The sequence below is a fragment of the uncultured Roseovarius sp. genome (assembly GCF_947259555.1).
Classification (GTDB): domain Bacteria; phylum Pseudomonadota; class Alphaproteobacteria; order Rhodobacterales; family Rhodobacteraceae; genus Roseovarius.
The window spans coordinates 1-21,707 of the sequence record NZ_CAMYMD010000013.1 but is presented as its reverse complement, the minus strand read 5'-3'; the positions used below and the strand labels follow the sequence as shown (position 1 = coordinate 21,707).

Annotated in this window: 15 protein-coding genes and 4 pseudogenes; 8 read left to right on the top strand and 11 right to left on the bottom strand. The window is 63.0% G+C overall.

All coding sequences use genetic code 11. The annotated features are described in order from the left end of the window. Nucleotides 1-334: pseudogene (locus Q0X85_RS02190) on the top strand (IS3 family transposase); the annotation flags it as partial. Between the two features lie 32 nt (nucleotides 335-366). On the opposite strand, the pseudogene Q0X85_RS02185 reads toward Q0X85_RS02190, so the two are convergent. The 3 genes and pseudogenes from Q0X85_RS02185 to Q0X85_RS02175 all read right to left on the bottom strand — a co-directional run. Further along, nucleotides 367-3,309, bottom strand: a pseudogene (locus tag Q0X85_RS02185) (CusA/CzcA family heavy metal efflux RND transporter); the annotation flags it as partial. Further along, nucleotides 3,306-4,268, bottom strand: coding sequence for an efflux RND transporter periplasmic adaptor subunit (locus Q0X85_RS02180; protein ID WP_297768383.1), 963 nt, complete (start codon nucleotides 4,266-4,268; stop codon nucleotides 3,306-3,308). The pseudogene Q0X85_RS02185 and the gene Q0X85_RS02180, both read right to left, overlap by 4 nt. A gap of 177 nt (nucleotides 4,269-4,445) precedes the next feature. Further along, a complete protein-coding gene (locus tag Q0X85_RS02175; protein ID WP_297768380.1) occupies nucleotides 4,446-4,808 on the bottom strand; it encodes a hypothetical protein in 363 nt (120 codons plus the stop codon). A 297-nt stretch (nucleotides 4,809-5,105) separates the two neighbouring features. Here Q0X85_RS02175 and Q0X85_RS02170 point away from each other — a divergent pair, with 297 nt between their 5' ends. Continuing rightward, nucleotides 5,106-7,406, top strand: coding sequence for a heavy metal translocating P-type ATPase (locus Q0X85_RS02170; protein ID WP_297768386.1), 2,301 nt, complete (start codon nucleotides 5,106-5,108; stop codon nucleotides 7,404-7,406). Nucleotides 7,407-7,469: 63 nt separating this feature from the next. On the opposite strand, the gene Q0X85_RS02165 is transcribed toward Q0X85_RS02170, so the two are convergent. Genes Q0X85_RS02165 through Q0X85_RS02155 form a run of 3 tightly spaced genes read right to left on the bottom strand, consistent with a single transcriptional unit; the run spans nucleotide 7,470 to nucleotide 9,423 of the window. Further along, a complete protein-coding gene (locus tag Q0X85_RS02165; RefSeq protein ID WP_297768377.1) occupies nucleotides 7,470-7,895 on the bottom strand; it encodes a cytochrome c in 426 nt (141 codons plus the stop codon). Nucleotides 7,896-7,930: 35 nt separating this feature from the next. Next, nucleotides 7,931-8,836 carry a cytochrome c gene (locus Q0X85_RS02160; protein ID WP_297768374.1) on the bottom strand — a complete coding sequence of 302 codons (906 nt, stop codon included), beginning with the start codon at nucleotides 8,834-8,836 and terminating at the stop codon, nucleotides 7,931-7,933. A 2-nt stretch (nucleotides 8,837-8,838) separates the two neighbouring features. Next, nucleotides 8,839-9,423: a cytochrome c gene (locus Q0X85_RS02155; protein ID WP_297768372.1), complete on the bottom strand. Its 585-nt coding sequence runs from the start codon at nucleotides 9,421-9,423 to the stop codon at nucleotides 8,839-8,841. A gap of 562 nt (nucleotides 9,424-9,985) precedes the next feature. Between Q0X85_RS02155 and Q0X85_RS02150 the strand changes: the two genes are divergently transcribed. From Q0X85_RS02150 to Q0X85_RS02135, 4 genes are all read left to right on the top strand, one after another. After that, on the top strand, nucleotides 9,986-11,191 hold the full coding sequence (locus Q0X85_RS02150; protein ID WP_297768370.1) for a permease: 1,206 nt from the start codon (nucleotides 9,986-9,988) through the stop codon (nucleotides 11,189-11,191). Nucleotides 11,192-11,987: 796 nt separating this feature from the next. Then, nucleotides 11,988-13,019 carry an NAD(P)-dependent oxidoreductase gene (locus Q0X85_RS02145; RefSeq protein ID WP_366129110.1) on the top strand — a complete coding sequence of 344 codons (1,032 nt, stop codon included), beginning with the start codon at nucleotides 11,988-11,990 and terminating at the stop codon, nucleotides 13,017-13,019. A 4-nt stretch (nucleotides 13,020-13,023) separates the two neighbouring features. Next, nucleotides 13,024-13,785, top strand: a complete 762-nt coding sequence (locus Q0X85_RS02140; RefSeq protein WP_297768365.1) for a class II aldolase and adducin N-terminal domain-containing protein — start codon at nucleotides 13,024-13,026, stop codon at nucleotides 13,783-13,785. Between the two features lie 34 nt (nucleotides 13,786-13,819). After that, nucleotides 13,820-14,971: a TauD/TfdA family dioxygenase gene (locus tag Q0X85_RS02135; RefSeq protein ID WP_297768362.1), complete on the top strand. Its 1,152-nt coding sequence runs from the start codon at nucleotides 13,820-13,822 to the stop codon at nucleotides 14,969-14,971. 66 nt (nucleotides 14,972-15,037) lie between these two features. On the opposite strand, the gene Q0X85_RS02130 is transcribed toward Q0X85_RS02135, so the two are convergent. The 3 genes from Q0X85_RS02130 to Q0X85_RS02125 all read right to left on the bottom strand — a co-directional run bounded on the left by Q0X85_RS02130 (nucleotide 15,038) and on the right by Q0X85_RS02125 (nucleotide 18,203). After that, complete coding sequence (locus tag Q0X85_RS02130; protein WP_297768359.1) at nucleotides 15,038-16,480, bottom strand: aldehyde dehydrogenase family protein; 1,443 nt, start codon at nucleotides 16,478-16,480, stop codon at nucleotides 15,038-15,040. Between the two features lie 111 nt (nucleotides 16,481-16,591). After that, nucleotides 16,592-16,981 carry a GMC oxidoreductase gene (locus Q0X85_RS19765; protein WP_366129107.1) on the bottom strand — a complete coding sequence of 130 codons (390 nt, stop codon included), beginning with the start codon at nucleotides 16,979-16,981 and terminating at the stop codon, nucleotides 16,592-16,594. Next, on the bottom strand, nucleotides 16,950-18,203 hold the full coding sequence (locus Q0X85_RS02125) for a GMC family oxidoreductase N-terminal domain-containing protein (protein WP_366129105.1): 1,254 nt from the start codon (nucleotides 18,201-18,203) through the stop codon (nucleotides 16,950-16,952). The genes Q0X85_RS19765 and Q0X85_RS02125 overlap by 32 nt, the downstream gene beginning before the upstream one ends. A gap of 155 nt (nucleotides 18,204-18,358) precedes the next feature. On the opposite strand from Q0X85_RS02125, the gene Q0X85_RS02120 reads away from it, so the two are divergent. Both Q0X85_RS02120 and Q0X85_RS02115 read left to right on the top strand, forming a co-directional pair. Then, complete coding sequence (locus Q0X85_RS02120; RefSeq protein WP_297768357.1) at nucleotides 18,359-19,240, top strand: LysR substrate-binding domain-containing protein; 882 nt, start codon at nucleotides 18,359-18,361, stop codon at nucleotides 19,238-19,240. A gap of 197 nt (nucleotides 19,241-19,437) precedes the next feature. After that, nucleotides 19,438-19,758: pseudogene (locus Q0X85_RS02115) on the top strand (transposase); the annotation flags it as partial. A 421-nt stretch (nucleotides 19,759-20,179) separates the two neighbouring features. Here the strand turns inward: Q0X85_RS02115 and Q0X85_RS02110 are convergent. Continuing rightward, nucleotides 20,180-20,812: a tyrosine-type recombinase/integrase gene (locus Q0X85_RS02110; RefSeq protein ID WP_297768355.1), complete on the bottom strand. Its 633-nt coding sequence runs from the start codon at nucleotides 20,810-20,812 to the stop codon at nucleotides 20,180-20,182. A 740-nt stretch (nucleotides 20,813-21,552) separates the two neighbouring features. Then, nucleotides 21,553-21,707, bottom strand: a pseudogene (locus Q0X85_RS02105) (IS110 family transposase); the annotation flags it as partial.

Genomic DNA, 21,707 nt, shown 5'->3' with positions numbered 1-21,707 from the left:
CAAGCCGCGTCGGCGCTATCATAAAGCGCAAGACGCGGCGCTTCTGCCGTTGATCGAGCGGCTGGTCGCGAAGCGCCCGACCTATGGCTACCGGCGGATCACGGCGGTGCTGAACCGAAAGCTGCGCGCCGATGGCCTGGCGCCGGTCAATCACAAGAGGGTCTACCGGATCATGAAGGCGCACAACCTGCTGCTGGCACGCAAATACACAGAGCGTCCGGAGCAGACCCATGACGGCAAGGTGGTCGTCCTGCGGTCGAACCTGCGCTGGTGCTCCGACGGCTTCGAGTTCACGTGCTGGAACGGCGACGTGGTGCGCGGTGCCTTCATCATCGGGATGAGGCCGGCGAAGATCGTGGCGACTGTCATCAGCTTGGCCCGAAGCCGCAGAAGCGCGCCCTCGAATACGGCAGTTTCGATATCTTCGCGGTTCACCTCGCGATCCTGCTCCTTGGCGACCAACACGCGCCGGTCCCAGGCCAGGTTGAGATAGAGCAGCATCATGATTGCCGTCTCCACCGCCACGCCCGCCAGCGCGATGAAACCCACCAGCACGGCAACCGACACCGCATAACCCAACGTGAAGATCAGCCATACACCGCCGGCCAATGCCACGGGTAGCGCCAGCAGGATGATCGCCACCTCGGTGACGCGGTTGAAGGCCAAAAACAGCATCAGCGTGATGATGAGCAGGGTGGCGGGCGCCACGAGGCCAAGCCTCTCTTGCACGCGCTCGATATACTCGTACTGTCCCGACCAGGCGATGGAATAGCCGGGCGGCAACTCGACCTCTTCGGCGACCACCTGCTGCGCTTCGGCCACGTAACTGCCCAGGTCGCGCCCGGCGATGTCGATGAAGACGAAACCCGTGCGTCGCGCGTTTTCCGAGCGGATCATGCCGGGGCCATCCACGAGTTTCACCTCGGCCACCGCCCCCAGCTGGATGTGTGCGCCCGAGGGCGTGACCATCGGCAGATCGGCCAACCGATCCGGGCTGTCGCGCCAGTCGCGCGGATAGCGCAGGTTGATCGGGAAGCGCTCAAGCCCCTCGACCGATTCCGCGATGGTCTGCCCGCCGATGGCCGTCTGCACGACCTGTTGCACATCCTCGATCGACAGCGCATAGCGCGCCGCCGCCGCGCGGTCGATGTCAATCTCGATGAATCGCCCGCCGACGGGCCGCTCGGCATAGGCCGAGGCCGTGCCCGGGATGTCGGCGACGGCCTTCTCGACCGCGACGGCGATCTCCTCGATCACGGTCAGATCCGAGCCGGACACTTTCACGCCCACAGGGGTCTTGATGCCTGTGGCCAGCATGTCGATCCGGTTCCTGATTGGCTGGATCCACACATTCGTGACGCCCGGCACCTGCACGCGGGCGTCGAGCTCATTGCGGATGTCGTCCATGGTGACGCCGGGGCGCCAATCCTCGCGGTCCTTCAGCTTAATGGTCGTTTCGATCATCGTCAGCGGCGCGGGGTCCGTCGCCGTATCGGCCCGGCCCAGCTTGCCGTGCACCGTCTCGACCTCTGGCACCTGCCCGATCATCCGTTTGGTCTGTTGCAGCACCTCACGCGCCTTGCCGATAGAGACACCGGGATAAAGTGAGGCCATATAGAGGAAATCACCCTCGTTCAGCTCCAGCATAAACTCAGTGCCCAACCGTTGCAGGGGATGCGCCATTGACGCCACCAGTGCTGCGGACAGCAGGACAGTTCCCCACGGCCATGCCACGGCGGCATCGAGAAACGGGCGGTAGATCCACTGGCAGGCCACGTTAAGCGGATTGCGCCGCTCGGCCACGATCTTCCCGCGCACGAAATATCCCACGAGCACGGGTACGAGCGTGATAGACAGGATCGCGGCGGCGGCCATGGCATAGGTCTTGGTGAAGGCCAGTGGCTTGAACAGCCGGCCTTCCTGCGATTCCAGAACGAAAACAGGAAGGAAGCTGACGGTGATAATCGCCAGCGAGTAAAAGAGCGCCGGTCCAACTTCGGCGGCGGCATTGCGGGCGGCCTGCCATCGCTCCTCGGAGGACAGGCGTTTGCCCTCCATCTTACGGTGCATCGCCTCGATCATCACCACGGCGGCGTCGACCATCGCACCGATGGCAATGGCGATGCCCCCCAACGACATGATGTTGGCATTGACACCTTGCAGCCGCATCACGGCAAAGGCCGCGAGCACGCCCAAGGGCAAGAAGAGCACGATCACCAGCGACGAGCGCAGGTGCAGAAGGAACGCACCGCAGACCAGCACGACGACGATGAATTCCTCGGTCAGCTTTTTCTGCAGGTTGTCGATTGCCCGCTCGATCACGCCTGAGCGGTCGTAGGTGGTGATGATCTGGATTCCCTCGGGGAGCGAGCCGCGCAGTTCTTCGAGCTTCTCCTCGACAGCATTGATCGTCGCCAGAGCGTTCTCGCCCCAGCGCATGACGATCACCGCGCCCACCGCATCGCCCTCGCCGTTGAACTCGCCGACGCCGCGCCGCATCTGCGGGCCCAGCCGGATTTCGGCCACATCCCCAAGGGTCAGCGCTGCACCCCGGTCGTTCACCATCAACGGGATCTCAGCCAGATCCTCGATACTGTCCACATAGCCGGTGGCTCAGACCATATATTCGGCCTCGGCCATCTCGATCACGCTGCCGCCGGTTTCGCGGTTGGCCGCGCCAATGGCGGCGCTGAGCTTGGCCAGCGGGATATCAAAAGCGCGCAGCTTGTTGGGGTCGACGACGACCTGGTACTGCTTGATCATGCCGCCGATCATGGCGACCTCGGAAACGCCCTCGATGGTTTGCAGTTCGAATTTCAGGAACCAGTCCTGCAGGGTGCGGAGCTGCGAAAGGTCATGCCCGCCGGTGCGGTCGACCAGCACGTATTGATAGATCCAGCCCACCCCGGTGGCATCCGGACCAAGCTCCGGGTTCACACCCTCGGGCAGGCGAGACTGCACCCGCGCGAGATATTCCAGCACCCGCGAGCGCGCCCAGTAAAAATCGGTGCCGTCCTCGAAGACGACATAGACATAACTGTCACCGAAGAAGGAAAAGCCACGCACATCGACCGCGCCGGGTACGGACAGCATCGCGGTGGTGATCGGGTACGTCACCTGATCCTCAACCACCTGCGGCGCTTGGCCCGCATAGGGGGTCTTGATGATGACCTGCACGTCCGACAGGTCAGGGATGGCGTCAACCGGCGTGGTGCGCAGCGACCAGGCGCCAGCGGCCCCAAGGAAAAGCGCCAGCACGATGACGATGAAACGGTTGGCGATTGACCAGCGGATGATGGCGGGGATCATTGGCCCAACTCCACGGTGCCGGCGAGTGACAAGGACATGTCGGCCCCCTGTAAGAGAAGCAGGCCGGTTTCCTGACCGACCGGCAGGCTACTCGCGTCCAGTGCGCCGGCAAGCGCGAAGTCCATGGTCATGCCGGGCATGCCGATGGCCTGAATGGGGCCATGGGTGATGTTGGCGGTTCCCGCCTCGGCGTCGAGTTCGGGGAAGATATAGTCGATCTCGCCGGTAAAGACCCGTCCCGGCAGATGATCGAACCGCGCCTCGGCGCGCATGTCGGACGAGAGCCGCCCCATGTCCCGCTCGAACACGTCGACGATCAGCCAGACCGAGGACGTATCGGCCAGCGACATTGCCCGCGTCTGCGGATTGAGGAACATGCCGTCCGCCGCCGCCAGCGCAAAGACCACACCAACCTGCGGCGCGTAAAAGCGGATGCGTTGCGAGGGGCTCTCGGCCTGGGCCATCTCTTCGATCTGTCGCGCATCGACGCCGAAATTCACCAGCTTCGTGCGGGCGATGGAGATATCGGCGGCATTGCCCGAGCGCGTCGCGCGCTGCAACTCGGAACTGGCAATGGTGATCTCGGGCGCGTAGAGATCGAACAGCAGGTCGCCCTCGGCTATCTCGTCGCCCACCGCGCGCACCTCCAGCCGCTCGATCCAGCCATCGACCCGGGTGTGGATATGGCTGGTGGCGTACTCGTCGTAATCGACGAAGCCCACCGTATCGATCCGGCGCGAGATCTCCTCGACGCGCGCCACGGCGCTGCGCACCCCGATGGTGTTCACCTCGACGGGCGAAAGCGTCACCTCTTCGGGATCGCCCGAGGGTTTCTGACCCTCGTAGACCGGGACAAGGTCCATGCCCATCGGCGACTTGCCGGGGCCGTCCTTGCGGAAGTTCGGGTCCATCGGCGCGACCCAGTAAAGGATCTCGGGCCCGTTGCTGCACGCCTCCATCGACTGAGCCAGCCGGTCGCGTTCGTACCAAATGCCACCGGCTCTCCGGCGCCAAGCGCCATGATCGCCAGCGCGGCGTATCGTCCACGCATGAGATTACCTGTCTTTTTGTCTGCCATGGCCGCGCCACGGCATTGCACACACCCGGGTCAGAGGACCCGGACCGAATGGGAAAGATCAGGTGTGTTTCGGGGGTTTCTTGGCGCGCTCTGGCTCTGTTTGGGTCAGGTGGCGCTCGGCGAGAGGCTGATAGGGGGTCGGAATAACCTCGAAATCCGGCGATAGCGCAGACAAATCGGGGCCTTCGGAGAAACAGCACACGGTCATCGCGCAGGCCTCATGGCCCTTTTGCCCGTGCAACCCCGCATCGGCCTCGGTCGGACAGTCTTCGTCCATCGGCATCTCTGCATGACCGATCTCGTGCGGCATGTCGCCCGACGTCGCAGCGCCAGAGGCTCCCACGCCCACTGAGGCCGTGACGAACGTCGCCACGAGGCAGACCATAAGGAGCCGTGAGAGGGCAGACCGAAGCTGTCTCACGAGTTGCGAAAATACCCGGGCTTTCGCGACTGTCCAGCCAAACCGTCGTGGGAGTGCGGGAAACCGCTCCTAACGTTCGTGAACGCCGCGGGTGGCTTGCGGCCAGTTTCGCAATGAATACAGGTACTTGCGACGTGACAAGAGCGTATTTCCGAGCTTGTCACACAAGACACCGGGCAAGGCCTTGACGCTCCAGTGACTGGAATCCCTATGTTGTGACCGCAATGAAAGGAGCGCACGATGACCGGGGAGATACAGCACGACCCTCATAGCCAGCACCACGGCCACGGTGGCGACATGCCCGCAGGCGCGAAGACGGCGACCGATCCGGTTTGTGGCATGACGGTGGAGGTCACCGAGAAAACCCGGACCGAGACCCATGACAGGCAGAGTTTTCATTTCTGCTCTGACGGCTGCCAGGAAAACTTTCGCAACGATCCATATTTCTATGCCTCTGGCAACGCCGAAAAGGCCAAGGGTAATGTGGCACATGACACGCAATGGACCTGCCCGATGCATCCCGAGATCATCCGGGACGAGCCCGGCGCCTGCCCGATCTGCGGCATGGCGCTGGAGCCGATGGTGCCGAGCGACGAGCCCAGCGAGGAACTGACCGACTTCACCCGCCGCCTCTGGGTCAGCGCGGCGGCGGCGGTGCCCCTCATTGTCCTGACGATGGGCGAGATGGTCGGCCTGAGTCTGCGGGGTTGGCTGGGTCATCAGCTATCGGTCTACATCGAGTTCGTGCTGGCCACGCCGATCATGTTCTGGGCCGCGCTGCCCTTCTTCAAGCGCGGGATCGACTCGATCCGCAATCTCTCGCCTAACATGTGGACGCTGATCTCTCTCGGCGTCGGCGCGGCTTACATCTACTCGCTCTTCGCTACCTTCGCGCCTGGTGTCTTCCCGGAGGATTACCGCATGGGCGAAGGTGTCGGCACCTACTACGAGGCAGCCGTGGTCATCGTCACGCTGATCTTCGTGGGGCAAGTGCTGGAGTTGCGCGCCCGCGAGCGCACCGGTGATGCCATCCGCGCGCTGATGGATCTCGCGCCCAAAACCGCCCGGCGCATCCTGCCGGATGGCTCGGAATACGACGCGCCGCTGGAAAATGTGGTCGAGGGCGACATGCTTCGCGTGCGTCCCGGTGACAGCGTGCCGGTCGATGCGGAAGTGATCGAGGGCCACTCCTCGGTCGATGAAAGCATGATCACGGGCGAGCCTGTCCCGATCGAGAAGACCGAGGGCGATCACGTCACCGGCGGCACGATCAACAAGAACGGAACCCTCGCGATCCGGGCCACGCAGGTGGGCGCCGATACCGTGCTCGCGCAGATCGTCGACATGGTCGCAGGCGCGCGGCGATCCAAGGCGCCGATCCAGGGGCTGGCCGACAAGGTGTCGGAGATCTTCGTGCCCGCGGTCGTGGCGGTGGCCGTGATCGCCTTCGTCACCTGGCTGAGTGTCGGGCCCGACCCCGCGCTGGCCTTCGCCATCGTTTCGGCCGTCTCGGTGCTCATCATCGCCTGCCCTTGTGCGCTTGGTCTCGCGACGCCGATCTCGATCACCACCGCCGCCGGACGGGGCGCGCAGGCGGGCGTTCTCATCAAGGACGCCGAGGCGCTGGAACGCATGGCCAAGGTCGACACGCTGATCGTTGACAAGACCGGCACGCTGACCGAGGGCCGCCCGCGCCTGACCGACGTTGTCTCCCTTTCGGATCGGGACGAGAACGATGTGCTCACCGTCGCCGCCGCGTTGGAAATGGGGTCCGAGCACCCGTTGGCCGAGGCCATCGTCAGCGGCGCGCGTGAGCGGGGCCAGATACCCGCGCGCGCCTCGGATTTCGAGGCGGTGACGGGCAAGGGGGTGAAGGGTCGCGTCGATGACGAGGACGCCGCGCTCGGCAACCCGGCGATGATGGAGAGCCTTGGCATAGACACGGGCAAGGCAGAGGACACGGCGGATGCGCTGCGCACGGAGGGCAAAACCGCGATGTTCATAGCCATTGGCGGCAAGCTCGCCGGGATCGTCGCCGTCGCCGACCCGATCAAGGACACGACCGAAGGCGCGATCCGCGATCTGCACGCTCAAGGGCTGCGGGTCATCATGGCCACTGGCGACAACCAGCGCACCGCCGAGGCGGTGGCCGCCAAGCTGGGTATCGACGACGTGCGCGCCGGGGTCCTGCCGGAGGACAAGAAGGCGCTTGTTGACGAGCTGCACGACGAGGGCGCGCGCGTGGCCATGGCCGGCGACGGGGTCAACGACGCCCCGGCACTTGCCGCGGCGGATGTGGGCATCGCTATGGGCAGCGGCGCGGATGTGGCGGTGGAAAGCGCCGGTATTACGCTGTTGTCGGGCGATCTGACCGGCATTGTTCGCGCCCGCAAGCTCGCCCTCGCAACCCTGCGCAACATCAAGCAGAACCTGTTCTTCGCCTTCGTCTACAACGCGGCGGGCGTTCCGGTCGCGGCAGGCATCCTTTACCCGGTCTTCGGCCTGCTGCTGTCGCCGATGATCGCGGCGGCGGCGATGTCGCTCTCGTCGGTCTCGGTGATCGGCAACGCGCTCCGGCTGCGTGGCGTGAAGCTGTAAGGGATTCCCAAAAGGCCTGCCGCAGTCGTCTGCGGCAGGCCTGGGTCTTGAGAGCGGCCGGCTTCAGTTGATCCCGTTGACCTGTTGGACTTCGCGCACATAGGCGATGATGCCCTCCACGTCGGCGCGCGTGAGCCCCTTTTGCGCGGGCATATTTCCAAAGCGCCAGTGATGCGCGCGCACCCCGTTCTGCACGGCCATGTGAAAGGCCATGTCGCCGTGATGCGATGGTTCGTAGATCTTGTGAATGAGCGGTGGTCCATTGCCCATCTTTCCCTCCGCGTTCTGTCCGTGGCAGTCGGCACAGACGGCGTTGAAGGCCTTCTTTCCCATTTGTGCGGTCTGCGATAGCTCTTGGGGCAGCGTGACCTCGACCATCGCCGCGCCTTGCGCGGGCGCGCCCGGGCCGCTCTCGCCGGTCTGGGTGGCGTAATAGGCAACGCCAGCAAGTGCGGCGGCGAGAACACCGATCATCAGCGTCTTGTTCATTGGTCTCTCCAAGTGTTTTTGCGCCGGGACAGGGATCAGCCCCCGTCGCCGGTCTCGTCTTTGTCCAGAAGGAAGGCGGCCATCGCGCGGCGGTCCTCTTCGCTGAGCCACGCCGTGCCGTGCCGCACGACCTCGCCCATGCCGCTGCCGAAGGTGTCGCCATCCGGCATGACCCCGGATTTCAGCCCATAGGCCAGAGAAGACACCGTCCAGCCCGCTTGCGCCAAATCCCCGGGCCTGATCGCCGGCACCTTGCCGCCCCCCGGCAGGTCATCGCGTCCGGCGAGGGACTGGCTCGCGCGGCGCCCGCCCAAGAGGTTGCGGTCTGTATGACAGGCCCCGCAATGCGCGACGCCATTGACCAGCCAGCGGCCCCGGTTCCACGCCTCCGACCGTTCGGGATCGGCGTCGGTCGGTGGTCCCTTGGCATAGGCCGCGCGCCAGAGCTTCAGCCCGAAGCGCAGGTTGAAGGGAAAGGCGATCTTGCTCTCCCCGCCCGTCACCTCCTGCGCCGCGACACCCTGGAACGCCGCCCACATGTCGGCGATGTCCTGATCGCTGAGGTGGCCATAAAACGCATAGGGAAAGGCCGGATAGTAGGGCACGCCATCAGGCGCCACGCCCTGCCGCACGGCACGGGCGAAATCATCGATCGACCACGCGCCTATGCCCGATGTCTCGTGCGGGGTCAGGTTCGGCGGCACGAAGGTGCCGAACCCGGTCTTGATCGGCGCCCCGCCGGTCAGCGCGGGCCGGCTCGAGTTCGGGTCCGAATGGCAGGCGATGCAGCCCCCGGCGCGCGCCAGGTAGCCGCCCCGCTGCGCGTCGCCTTCAAGCTCCGCCAGCCTGGGCGATTCGCCGATAGGCCAGACGGCAAGGGACACACCGCTCAGCCCGGCCACCGCAACGATGGCCAGGAGACCACTAAACATCGGTCGCATGATCAGTCGTCGTCCTTGCGGTAATGGTCATGGCAGGCCGAGCAGGTCTGCGTCAGCATCATGAAGGCCCCGTCGGCCGGCATCTGGCCAATCTGGCTTGCGGTCATGCCCTCTGGGAACGCACCGTTGCCCATCATCATGCCGCCGCCCATCATGCCTGACTGGTCCCCCATCATGCCCGATTGATCGCCCATCATGTGGCCGTCGCCATGCCTTCCGTTCCCGGCGGCCCGGGCCAGCCCGTTCGCGGCCACTTCGAGCTGTTCGGCCAATCCCGTGAACCGGTCCCACTCGTCCCAGGTGCGCGGCAGCACCTCTGACGGGTGATCAGTCGAGCCTTCGGGGAACTTTTCCGTCATCGCCGTGCCTGCCTCTTCGGCAATGGCCTGCGCGGCCTCGCGCACGGCGGCTTCGTCATAGGCGGCCTCGCCCGACATCATCGGTTTGATCCGTTTGACAGCGTCGCCCATCGTTTTCATCGCGTCCATGCGCTCCTTGACGAGGCCGGTGGCGCCCGAATGCGCGAAAGCCGTTACGGAAAGGCTCGCGATGGCGGCCCCGCCAAGTAGCAGTTGTTTGAATGTCATTCCTGATTTCCCTTGATCCGACAGAATTTGCCCCGGAGGGCGGGTGTCCATCGGTCAAAGTCGCGGCGGGGGCGGGTCTGCTGTGTGAGCCACGGAAGCATACCGCTCAGCACTGAAGCTCCGCTGCGCAAGGCTCATTGCGGCATCCGAAGAAAAATTGGCCGGACCAAACTGCAAAAACTGCACGATACAGGTGCCAGCCTTGTGACAGCATGTGTCGACGTCGTACAGATCACCGACCCCGGCAAGCTCCTGCACGGGGGCCGAGACATCATGCGAATGCGCGACATGCGCTGACGCAGGCGCGCTCGTCGCTGCGAGAACAACAACGAAGGCAACCGACAAAAATGTGACCAGTCCGACCATTCGACATGCAGCAGATATCATGCTCCAGATCATGCGTATGCGGCGGTGGCCTTGTCAAGAGGAGGGCAAAACGGCTGACAAGGCTGGGCTCTGCATGCAGATGCCAAAATCGCAACTCCGCAAAATGCGTGCTGGTCGCCAGAAGGAACACCCCGCGACGGGCTCGCGTTAGCGACCTAATGGTAAAGGGTTGACTATGGAATTCATGCAAACCTGGGCCGACGCGGCCTTGACCACACTCGGCTTCTTCTGGGTGGCCTTCTGGGCCTTTGGCTTGGGCTATCTCATCAGCGCGGCGATCCAGCTTTTCGTCAGCCGGGACCAGATGCAGCAGGCGATGGGTGGAGAGAATTTCAAGTCCCTGTCGTTGGCCAGCTTCTTCGGGTTCGTGTCTTCCTCTTGCAGCTTTTCCGCCTTGGCCTCCACCCGTGTGCTTTTCGCCAAGGGAGCGGGGTTCGTGCCGTCCATGGCCTTTCTGCTGGCGTCCACCAACCTCGTGATCGAGCTCGGCATCGTAATCTCGGTCTTTCTCAGCTGGCACTTCGTGGTCGCCGAGTACGTGGGCGGCCTCATCCTCATCGCCGTGATGTGGGCGCTGGTGGCGCTCTACCGGCCGCAAAAGCTCATTGAGAACGTGCGCAGTTCACTGGAGGCGGGCGAAGAGGACGACCCCGAGGACCCCAAGGACCTGATCGAAAAGCCGTCTCTCTGGCGCAAGCTGGGCATGGCCTATCTCATGGAATGGCAGATGGTGTGGAAGGACGTGACCGTGGGCTTCACCGTCGCGGGCATCATCGCGGCCTTCGTGCCGACCGAGTTCTTCACCTGGCTCTTCCCCGGCACCGGCGAGGAGGGCACGCGCAGCTTTGGCGAAGTGATCTCGCACACGCTCATTGGGCCCGTCGCGGCGTTCTTCACCTTTATCGGCTCAATGGGCAACATCCCCCTGGCCGGGCTGCTCTTTGCCAATGGCGTGAGCGTGGCGGGCATCATGGCCTTCATCTTTTCCGACCTGGTGGTGTTTCCGGTGATCCGGGTGCACGCGCAGTTCTACGGATGGAAGATGGCGCTTTACATCGCGGCGCTCTTCCTCGGCGCACTCGTAATCACGGCACTAATCGTGCATTACGGGTTCGCGCTTCTGGGCCTTGATCCGCAAAGCGCCTCGAAGGGGCTGATCGACCCGATCGAGCGGTTCGAAATCGACTATACGTTCTGGATGAACCTTGCCTTCCTGTTTCTCTCGGCGGTCTTCGGCTGGCTGGTTTGGCAAGGCTCTGACGGGCATGGGCATCACCACGACCACGATCACGGCGGTGTCCTCGACACGGCGCTCTACTGGCTGGCGCTCGCGGCCTTTGGCTGGCTGGCGGTCGGCGTGGCGATATATGTACTCACCTGACTTTGCCCTCGGCGGCACCGTCGAGTGGTCCGCTTTGACCTTATTCTAAACACAAGACCAACCATGGTTCTTCCGAAGCATGCACCAAGGTGTCGCCCGCCGGCATGCCCCGCGGCGACTCCGCGTGCATGGGCCTGAAGCCGACATTCGCCGGGAAATACATGAGCGTCTGCTCAGGTGAAGGTTTTCCGATGCGGGTCGCGGCAGAACGCTGCTCATTCGCGCGACCACGACCCGCGTTGGAAAACCTCCCAAGGTGGAAGCCGCGTGTGTCTTGGAGCAGGCTATGGGGAAAGTGCGCGGACGGTTGGGGCCACGGTTGCATCCGGAGTGCTGCTGACGGCGCTCCAGGAGCCTGATACGGTCGCAAACCCGGCCGGTGATCCCGCCAAGGCTGTGCCGATGTAAGTTGACATTAACATGGCGTAACCTGCTGGCTGCCTTCTGCGTTGCCGCATGACTGGATCAACCCTGTATTGATGGACGTCGGCCCCTTGGAGGCTGCACTTCATTCAGCCGCTGTCAGCACATTTTCGCTGGTCGACGTGATGTCTAATCCTTTCAGACGCACGGTCATGCAGGATGAAACGCACCTATGCTGGTGCATCAAAGCTGTCGAAGAAAGCCGGGTATCAGCAAAGCAACTCGAAATCGGGTCGGTAGCAACCATGGAGAACTTGATCCAACGAACGTACAAAAAGAATAAGCCAGGCCAACCACCGACGAAATCAATCTGACTTTTGGCAGGTCTGTCAATGGAACTGAACCCTCAGGGTGCAATGTCATTGTTTTACGCGTGTGCCCTGCTGCGCCATCCTGCTGGAAACATCAGGGATCACAGCACGCGGGGCACATGGGAATGAAAATCGGATTTATCGGATTGGGCAATGTCGGCGGCAAGCTTGCAGGCAGCCTGCTGCGCAACGGGTTTGACCTCACGGTCTACGACTTGAACCCTGAACTGGTCGCGGGGTTCGTCGAGAAAGGGGCGGAAACGGTCGATGGACCATTGGCCCTGATGAAGGCCTGCGACGCCGTGATCACCTGCCTGCCGTCGCCGGCCGCCTCCGCCGCGGTGGTGGAAGCGATGTTGCCGGCCATCGATGACACCAAAATCTGGCTCGAGATGTCGACCACGGATGCCGAGGAAGTGAAACGCCTCGCATCACTTGTCGAGGCGCAGGGCGGGTCAGCCGTCGAATGCCCGGTCTCGGGCGGCTGTCACCGGGCGGATACCGGCAATATCTCGATCTTTGCGGGGTGCGATCGCGCCACCTTCGAGCGCATGCTGCCGACCTTGACGGCTCTGGGTCGCCGGGTCCTGCACACCGGCGAGATCGGCACGGCGTCAATCCTGAAGGTCATGACCAATTATCTCGCCACCGCAAATCTTTTGTCCTGCTGCGAGGCGCTGGTGACGATGAAGGCCGCCGGGATGGATCTCAACACCACGTATGAGGCGATGAAGATCTCGTCGGGCACATCCTTCGTGCATGAAACCGAAAGCCAGCTGATCCTGAACGGTTCGCGCGATGTCTCCTTTACGATGGACCTGGTGAAAAAGGATATCGGCCTGTTCCACAAGGTCGCCGAGGCGGCGAATGTGCCGCTGGAGATCAGCCCGCTGCTGGTCGGCATCTTCGAGGACGGCATCGCCCGCTACGGCGAGCGCGAGTTGTCGCCCAACATCATCCGCAGGCTGGAGGATGCGACTGGCTTGCAGATCCTGGCACCGGGCTTTCCCGCCGAACTGGTCGATGACGAGCCCGAGGAGCCCGGCTACGAGGTGTTCCCGACCGGTCGCGCCAAGCCCCTTGCGGCGGAGTGAGCCGATGAAAGACCTTGCCCCAGAACCCCAAGCGGAGACAGGCCTTGCGCAGGGGCGCGCCGATCTCGCCGCCGCCTTTCGCTGGACCGCGCGGCTCGGTCTGCACGAGGCGGTGGCGAACCACTTCAGCCTGGCGGTGAACGAAACCGGCACCGAGTTTCTGATCAATCCCAATCAGATGCACTTCGCGCGCATCCGCGCCTCGGACCTGCTGCTGCTCGATGCCGATGATCCGGGAACGCTCGACCGACCTGATGCACCCGATCCCACCGCATGGGGGCTGCACGGGGCGATCCACCGCCACTGTCCGCATGCGCGCTGTGTGATTCACACCCATTCGATTTGGTCGACGGTGCTGGCCTGCCTTGCGGACAGCACGCTGCCGCCGATCGACCAGAACACCGCGACGTTCCATAACCGTCATGTCGTGGATACTGCATTTGGCGGTCTGGCTTTTGAGGAGGAAGGCAGGCGCTGTGCCGGATTGCTGTCCGACCCGAAAAAGAAGGTCATGGTGATGGGCAATCACGGCCTGCTCGTGATCGGTAGCGGCGTCGCGGATGCGTTCAACCGGCTCTACTATTTTGAGCGCGCGGCGGAAACCTATGTCCGGGCGCTTCAGACCGGCCAGCCCCTGCGTCGGCTCTCGGACGAAATCGCGGAAAAGACCGCGCGGGAACTCGAAGACTATCCCGGTCAGGCCGAGGCGCATCTGCGCGAAATCCGCGCCATCCTCGATGCCGAGGCGGACCCCTACGCCACCTGAGACGTTATGCAATTGCCGAAAGGATAACCAACCGATGAATGACGTGACATTCGACTTTCAGGACAAAGGCATGGTTGTCGGGCTACCTGGCGGCCCCGCTTATTTCAACTATTACTGGCTGCACGATGCCTGCGTGTCCTGCATTGATCCACAGACGCGCGAACGGGTGTTCGACACGTCGGAATTGGCTGCGCCGCCGCGCGCCACCTCGGCCCATGTCGATGGCGACATGGTGGTGATCGGCTGGCAGGAGGAGGCGCAGGCCAGCCATGTGCCACTTGGCCTGCTTGAAGAGGTCGCCGCGAACGGCCGCGCCAACGATCCCGCCGAGATTGCGCGCAACCTCTGGTACAAAGACCATGCGCCCGACATCGTCCGCATCAGCCAAGAGGAGGTAACCGGTACGATGGAGGGACGCGCCGGGCTGAGCCGCGCCGTGATCGAGGACGGCATCGCCATCGTCACCGACATGGAGCACAGCACCGAGAGTCTGCCGCGTCTTGCCGAGGCGATCGGGCCCATCACGCCGTCGGCGGAGGGGCTGTTCTTTGATGTGCGGGTCGAGATAGAGCCCACCAACCTCGCCTTCACGGCGGGCCCTTTGGAAATGCACACTGACCTGCCGGGCGAGGAGACCGCCCCCGGCGTGCAGTTTCTGCATTGCCTGGAAAACACCGTCGAGGGTGGGCTGTCGCTGTTTCTCGACGGGGCCGCCGTGGCCGAGGCCCTGCGCGACGAGGACCCGGAGGCATTCGATCTCTTGTCCCGCCACTACATTCCGTTCTTTTACCGGCATGACAATTGGGATTACCGCGCGCATCAGCGTGTGATCGAGACCGATCTCGACGGAAACGTGACCGGTGTCACGATCTCGCAGCATCTCCAGGACAATATGGACCTGCCGCAGGAGCTTCTGGACCGCTACTATCCAGCTTTCCTCAAGTTCATCCGCATGATGCAGGAGGACAGATTTCTGATCCGATTCCGCTCGGAGGCGGGAAACTGCGTGGTCTTTGATAACCACCGGATCGTGCATGGACGCGAAGGCTACGTCGCCGACAGTGGCAGTCGCCATATGCGCGGCTGCTATACCGACCGCGGTGCGCTGCGCAGCACCTACCGGGTGCTGGCGCGACAGGGCTACACTGGTGAGCGCGCGGTCGAGGCGGTTCAGGCGCGCGCCTGAACCGGCAGGCATCCGATACAACGGAACGGCGCGGAATATCCCGCGCCGTTTTGTCGTTCTGCAAAGTCAGGCGGCGAAAGGCGGGCGCGTCTTGATTTCCATGTAGTCCTCAAGCCCCTGAACACCGCCCTCGCGGCCATTGCCCGAATGCTTGAACCCGCCAAAGGGGGAGCCATACCCGGCATCGCGTCCGTTGATATGGATGCCGCCCGCGCGCAGGCGGCGCGCGACTCGCAGGGCGCGCTCTTCGCTGCCGGTCTGGATAAAGGCCGCGAGGCCATATTCGGTGTCATTGGCCAGCGCGATTGCCTCATCCTCCGTGTCGAACGGGGTGATGGTGAGCACCGGGCCAAAGATCTCCTCGCGCCAGATCACCATTTCGGGGGTCACATCGCAGAAGATCGTCGGACGCACGAACCAGCCGGATTGCAAGGCCTCCGACAATCCGTCGGGACGGCCCGGCCCGCCGGTCAGAAGGCGCGCGCCCTCATCCAGCCCTGTCTCTATCATCGCCTGAACCCGTTCATACTGGATCTCGTCAAATAGTGGCCCGAGATGATCGCCTTCCTGTTCGGGATCGCCCATGACGGTGGCCTCTACAGCGGCTTGGGCCAACTCCAGCACGCGGGGATAGACGCTGCGCTCCACCAGAATGCGGGTGGGGGCGTCGCAGGATTGCCCGGTGTTGAAGAAGCATGCGTCCACACCCTCGGCCACGCGTTTCTCAAGGTCGGCATCGGCAAAGATCAGGTTTGGGGATTTGCCGCCCAGTTCCAGCGTCACCCGCTTGAAACTGTCGGCGGCATTGCGCGTCACGGCGCTGCCGCCGCGTGTCGAGCCGGTGAAGGACATCATCGCCACGTCGGGGTGCCGCGACAGCGCGGCGCCCACCGTCGGGCCGTCGCCTTGCACAAGGTTGAAGACCCCAGCCGGATAGCCCGCCTCGTGCACGATCTCGGCATAGACCTTGGCCGAGAGTGGCGTATGTTCGGACGGCTTCAGCACGCAGGTCGCCCCGGCCGCCAGCGCGGGGATTACCTTGAGCGCGATCTGGTTGATCGGCCAGTTCCACGGTGTGATCAGCCCGCAGACACCGATCGGCTCGCGGCTCAGGATATCACCATTGGGCAGGGTTTCCTCCTCGTCGAGCCTCTCAAGTGCGGCGATGAAGGCCTCCAGATGGCCGATGCCGGCATCGGCCTGCACCGCGTGCGACATGGTGATCGGCGCGCCCATCTCGGTGGTCATGGCATGGGCCAGATCGTCGATGCGCGCCCGCGTCACCTCGGCCAGACGGCGCAGCAAGGTGAGGCGCTCGTCCTTCGACGTCATGGAAAACGTCTCGAAGGCGCGTTTGGCCGCCTGAACGGCCCGGTCCACATCCGCCGCGTTGCCCATGGCGACGGTGCCGACCTGACGGTTGGTGGCCGGCGAGAGGATCGGCATCGTCTGGGTCGAGACCGGCGCGACCCAAGCCCCGTCGATGTAGAACGTGTCGAGTGTGATCATGTCGTTTCTCCTTTCGCCGGCGGAGATGCCAGCATTACGTGTCAATCCGGTTTGCGGCGTCACGGCGCTGATGCGCCCGTATGCGGATGGGTGTTCGATCTGCGGCGGCGCTCATCCGGCATCTTCCAGGACCATCTCCGCTGCGCGCATCGCAAGCATCATGGTCGGGGCATTGATATTGCCGGAGGTGATATTGGGAAACGCCGACGCATCGACCACCCGTAGCCCCGGCACGCCGTGGACCTGAAGCCGAGCGTTGAGCACCGAATCCTGCGGACCATGCCCCATGCGGCAGGTGCAGGAGGGATGATAGACCGTCGAGGCCCGGTTGCGAAAGTCGTCCAGAAGGGCGCTGTCATCCATCGTATCCAGCTCTGGGTTTTTGGCAAGCGCCGTGACCTCCTGCAGCGGCGCGGTCCGGGCGAGATCGCGGATCACCTTGCCGGCACGCACGGCTGCGGCTCTGTCGTCATCGGTTGCAAGCGAATTGGGCTGGATCACAGGCGCATCGCGCCAGGATGCCGAGGCGATCCGCACATGTCCGCGACTGGTCGGGCGGCACGGCTGCGCGGACAAGAGATAACCAGGCTGACGGTCCGGAACCACCTTGCCTGTGCGGTCGACCTCGTCGAGAGGCCGGGTTGCAGAACAGTTGTACATCCGGTGCTGCCTGTTGCGGCGTGGAACGCACGAAGCCGCCCACCTGATTGACCGGCACCGCGAGCGGCCCCTGCCGGGTCAGCGCATAGCGCAGTCCAGCGCGCAGCCGTCCCAGCGGACTGCCCAACAGAGAGTTGAGCGTTGGCGCACGGGCCTCGAACTGACAGGACACAGCCAGATGATCCTGAAGCCCCTGTCCGATATGGGCCAGATCATGCCGCACCTCGATCCCGTGCGCCTTCAATAGCGCGGCCGGTCCAATACCCGACAGTTGCAGAAGGTGCGGGCTATTGATGGCCCCCGCGCAGAGGATGACCTCCTTGCGCGCGCGAACGTGGCACATTTGGGTGCCCCGCATATAGGCGAGCCCATGCACCTGCGCGCCGCTGAACTCCAGCCGGGTCACCTGTGCATGGGTGACGACCCGCAGATTGGCCCGCCGCGCCGCAGGCCGCAGGAACGCATCCGCCGAGGACCACCGTACGCCACGGCGCACGGTGCTGCGGTAGAATCCAATACCATCGGCCCCGGGCCGGTTCATGTCTTCGACGAGGGGAAACCCGGCGCTGCGGCCTGCCTCCAGAAAGACCCGTGAAAACGCATGCATCTGGTCCGAGAGATCCTGCACCCAGACTGGTCCATTGCCAGACGAGCCGGCTTGCGACGCGTCCATCGCCCGGGTTTCCATGTTTTCATAGGCGTCCTGTACCGCCGGCCAGTCCCAGCCTGTCGCACCGGCTGCCGCCCAATCCTCGAAATCGCGAGGCTGACCGCGGACATAGGCCATGGCGTTGATCGAGCTTGATCCTCCAATGACGCGCCCCCGCGGCCAATAGATCCGGCGCCCCGCGAGGCCGTCATCCGCTTCGGTCACGTAGCCCCAGTTCAGTGTCGGATCGGCAAAGGTCTTGGCATAGCCCAGGGGGATCTTGATCCACATGCGCGCATCATGGCCCCCGGCCTCGAGCAGAAGCACCCGGTGGCGGCCACTCGCGGTCAGGCGGTTGGCCATCACGCAGCCCGCTGATCCAGCCCCGACGATCACATAGTCGACGTCATCCATCTGCACTCTCCGCCCAATCCCTGAACAATATGGGGACGAAACCGGCACAGTCACAAACAACGACTTTCACCGCCGAGGCCCCATATTATTTTGGTCTCAGCGAATTGCGCATGGACGCGCACAAGGCCATGTTGCGCTTCAAAAGGAACACCCGGATGCGAAGATTGCCCCATGTCACCTGGTTGCGTGCGTTCGATGCTGCGGCGCGTCACAGTTCATTCACGGCGGCGGCGGATGAGCTTCATCTGACCCCGGCCGCCGTCAGCCAGCAGGTCCGGCTTCTGGAAAAGCGATTGGGGGCCGAGCTGTTCAAGCGCCTGCCCAAAGGCGTGGCTCTGACCGATGTCGGCCAGGCCTATGCGCAACCGCTTCGGAAATCTTTTCTCGAGATGGAACAGGCGACCGACGGGCTGTTTCGAGGGCAGCGCAAGGCGACACTTCGTGTTCGGTCGTCGATCTCTTTTGCCGCTCTGGTTCTCGCACCGCGCTTGAAGAGGTTTCGAGAACGGCACCCCGAGATCGAGATCGACCTCTTCACCACGGTCTGGTCGGATCGCATGACCGATGCCGGCATTGATCTGGATATCCGCTACGGCGATGGCGACTGGCCGGAACGCAATATCTGGCCCCTCCAGGTCGATGACGCGGTGGTCGTGTGCCATCCCGACCATGCGTCATCCCTTGGCGACGACCTCTCGATCGATCGGTTGGCCGCAGCAGGTGTCGTTCAGGTCGTCGGATCGGAAACCGACTGGGGTCGCCTGTCCGACAAATACGGGCTCGATGTGCCGATTCCCGTACACTGGATGAAGGCGGACTCGTCGCTGATTGCTTTGCAAATCCTTGCGTCCGGGCACGGCTCTGCCCTCATCAGCCGCAGCTTTGCCAGACAGTATCTGGAAACAGGTGCGCTGATTGCCCCCGTTCCTTACGAGATACCCATGCTGCAGAAGTTCTTTCTGGTGCAGTACGATGACACGAAGCATACCCCCGAGGTCGAGGTGTTCAGGGATTGGCTGACGTCCGAGAAATTCTGAGCTGGCTGTCCATGCTATCGGCGCGCGCGACTACACTACGGCACAGCTCGATGCGTGGAGCCCGGCACCGATGCTGCCGGAGCAATATCACGCGAGGGTTACGGATGGCAGGGCGATCACGGTCGCCGTATCGAACAACGACATCCCCGCCGCGTTCATCGAATTCGAGGCCGATGGCCACATCGACTGCTTCTATTGTCATCCCGATCACGGCATCGGCCATCGTCGCAACGGCTGGCGATGGACACCAGTTCCGCAACGGGCGAGAGTTTGCGGCCTGGCTGGGCCTCACGCCCCTCAATCGTTCAAGCGGTGGCAAAGAGCGCTTGGGAGGCATCTCGAAAATGGGAGATCGATATCTCAGGCGTCTGCTTGTCACCGGCATGACCGCCCGATTGAACCAGATGAAGGTCAATCCCGACCGTGTCGATCCATGGGCAATGGCCTTGCGTGAACGCAAGCTCCCACGGGTTGCTACCGTTGCCATGGCGAACAAAACCGCACGTATCATCTGGGCCCAGCGTCGAATTACGCTCAAAAATCCCATGTCTATCACTCCAATACCCCCCGAAAAATCCCGTCAGGGCCAAGGTTGCACATGGGTCATTTCTCAGTGACACTTCTGACCTCTACCGGGTCTGTTCTGGGTGACATTCAACAGGCCAGAAGTTGTGATCGTCTCAAAGACCGATTGGAGGCGACAGTTCCGTCCGTTGTGATGCCGTGTACCTGGAAAATGCTTTGGCCAGATCCGGGCCGACTGTTGTAACCTGCATGGGGTAGCTCCTTTCCTTGCAGTGATAGACAACTGCAGTATGGCGCATTGCGACGCCGGTGGAGCAGGAGCCATCCCCCCATCCGCTTCGGCGCGCTGCACCGTAGATGGCGGGTCAAAGACGAGCAGCAGCAATGGGCCGTCCGTGAAGACGGCCCAGTCGTTTAGATTTCGATAGCTTCGGCGATTGCCAGCGCATCTTCAAGCTCAACGCCAAGGTATCTGACAATGCTGTCCATCTTGGTATGGCCCAACAACAGCTGGACTGCACGCAGGTTACCGGTCTTTTTGTAGATTTGGGTCACCTTGGTTCGTCGCATCGAATGCGTGCCGTATGCGCTCGCCTCCAAGCCAATCGACGTCACCCAGTCACGGACAATCCGCGCATATTGGCGGGTCGAAATGCGGAGACGTTCGTGAAACCGACCGGGCCAGAGGTATTCGGATCCAACCAACAGCGGTTCCCGCATCCACCGTGCCAGAGATGCGCGCGTGCCTTCAGAGATTTCAAAGCGCACGGGCTTCTGGGTCTTGCTTTGCTGCACGGACGTGCGTTCCTTAATCTGACCTGACGCCATGACATCGACGACTTTCATTTTGACCAGATCGCAGCCACGCAACTTGCTGTCGATTGCCAGATTGAACAGCGCAAGATCGCGATGGTTCTGGGCCAGCTCCAGCCGCACCCTTATCGCCCAGGCGTGGGTGGGCTTGAGTGGTCGCTTCTGGCCCGCGATGCGGCCCTTGTTCCAAGCAGGGCGAAGTGCCCGAATGGCCGGTAAGTTTGGTGTGTTCATGACTGATCCTCCGATCCGCCAATCCCTCCCACAACGAGAACCAGACGTTGACCGAAGCATCATATCACACGATGCTGCGATTCATCTGAGGTCCGGCAGGAGCCCAGACTGTCGATTGCGTTAGAAACGAACTTCGGCTTGGCTTGGCCTATTGCTGCCGTTGCCATGAGCCGCGCATCGTCGTGCCGCGGTGTGGCGATCCTAGGCTAGTTTGGCAGTACTTTATGGCAGCCAAACCCGAAAAACATCAGAGCGCATAACAGGTTGCAGCCAAATCGCCGCGCCGGGGGGCGGCACGGCGATGCGCGGCGGTCTTCGACCGCGTGTCGCGCAGGTACGTCAATCGAATAGCAGCAACAGGCCAATGGCCGACCTTGATCCTGCTTTCACCAAGAGCAACTTCGTCCCGCTCAGCCGACCTCGGTGCAAAGCGCAGCCAAGGTCGTGTGTGGATGTATATGGACTCCGCCTGATTGCAACGGTCTGGTTGGGTCTGGTTTGGTGATCACGATTGCTGACGTATATCCGGCTTCTCAGAGCGGCCCGATACATCGTCGCCGCGAGCCCCGATGGATTTCCGCGCGCCTCTCCCTCAATGGCTCCAAGGCATAGGCACCGGCCTTGCCGGTCCACACATCAGGTTCAAGAAGCGACGGGTCGTATCCCTTCACCATCTCCTGCCAGGTTGCTGCAATTCTGTCGGAAACGTCCTCCTTACCCTGGGTGTTTCTTCACTTTCCTCAGCTCGGCGATACAGTCTCAGCCGGGCGATAGGCCTCGCCTCGTGACAAGATCGACCACACGATCCTGGCATTCTTGTTGGCAAGAGCGACAGCGACAATGTTCGGATGCCGCCGCTCCCGCATCCTGCCGATCCATTGGCTTCTGGGATCCT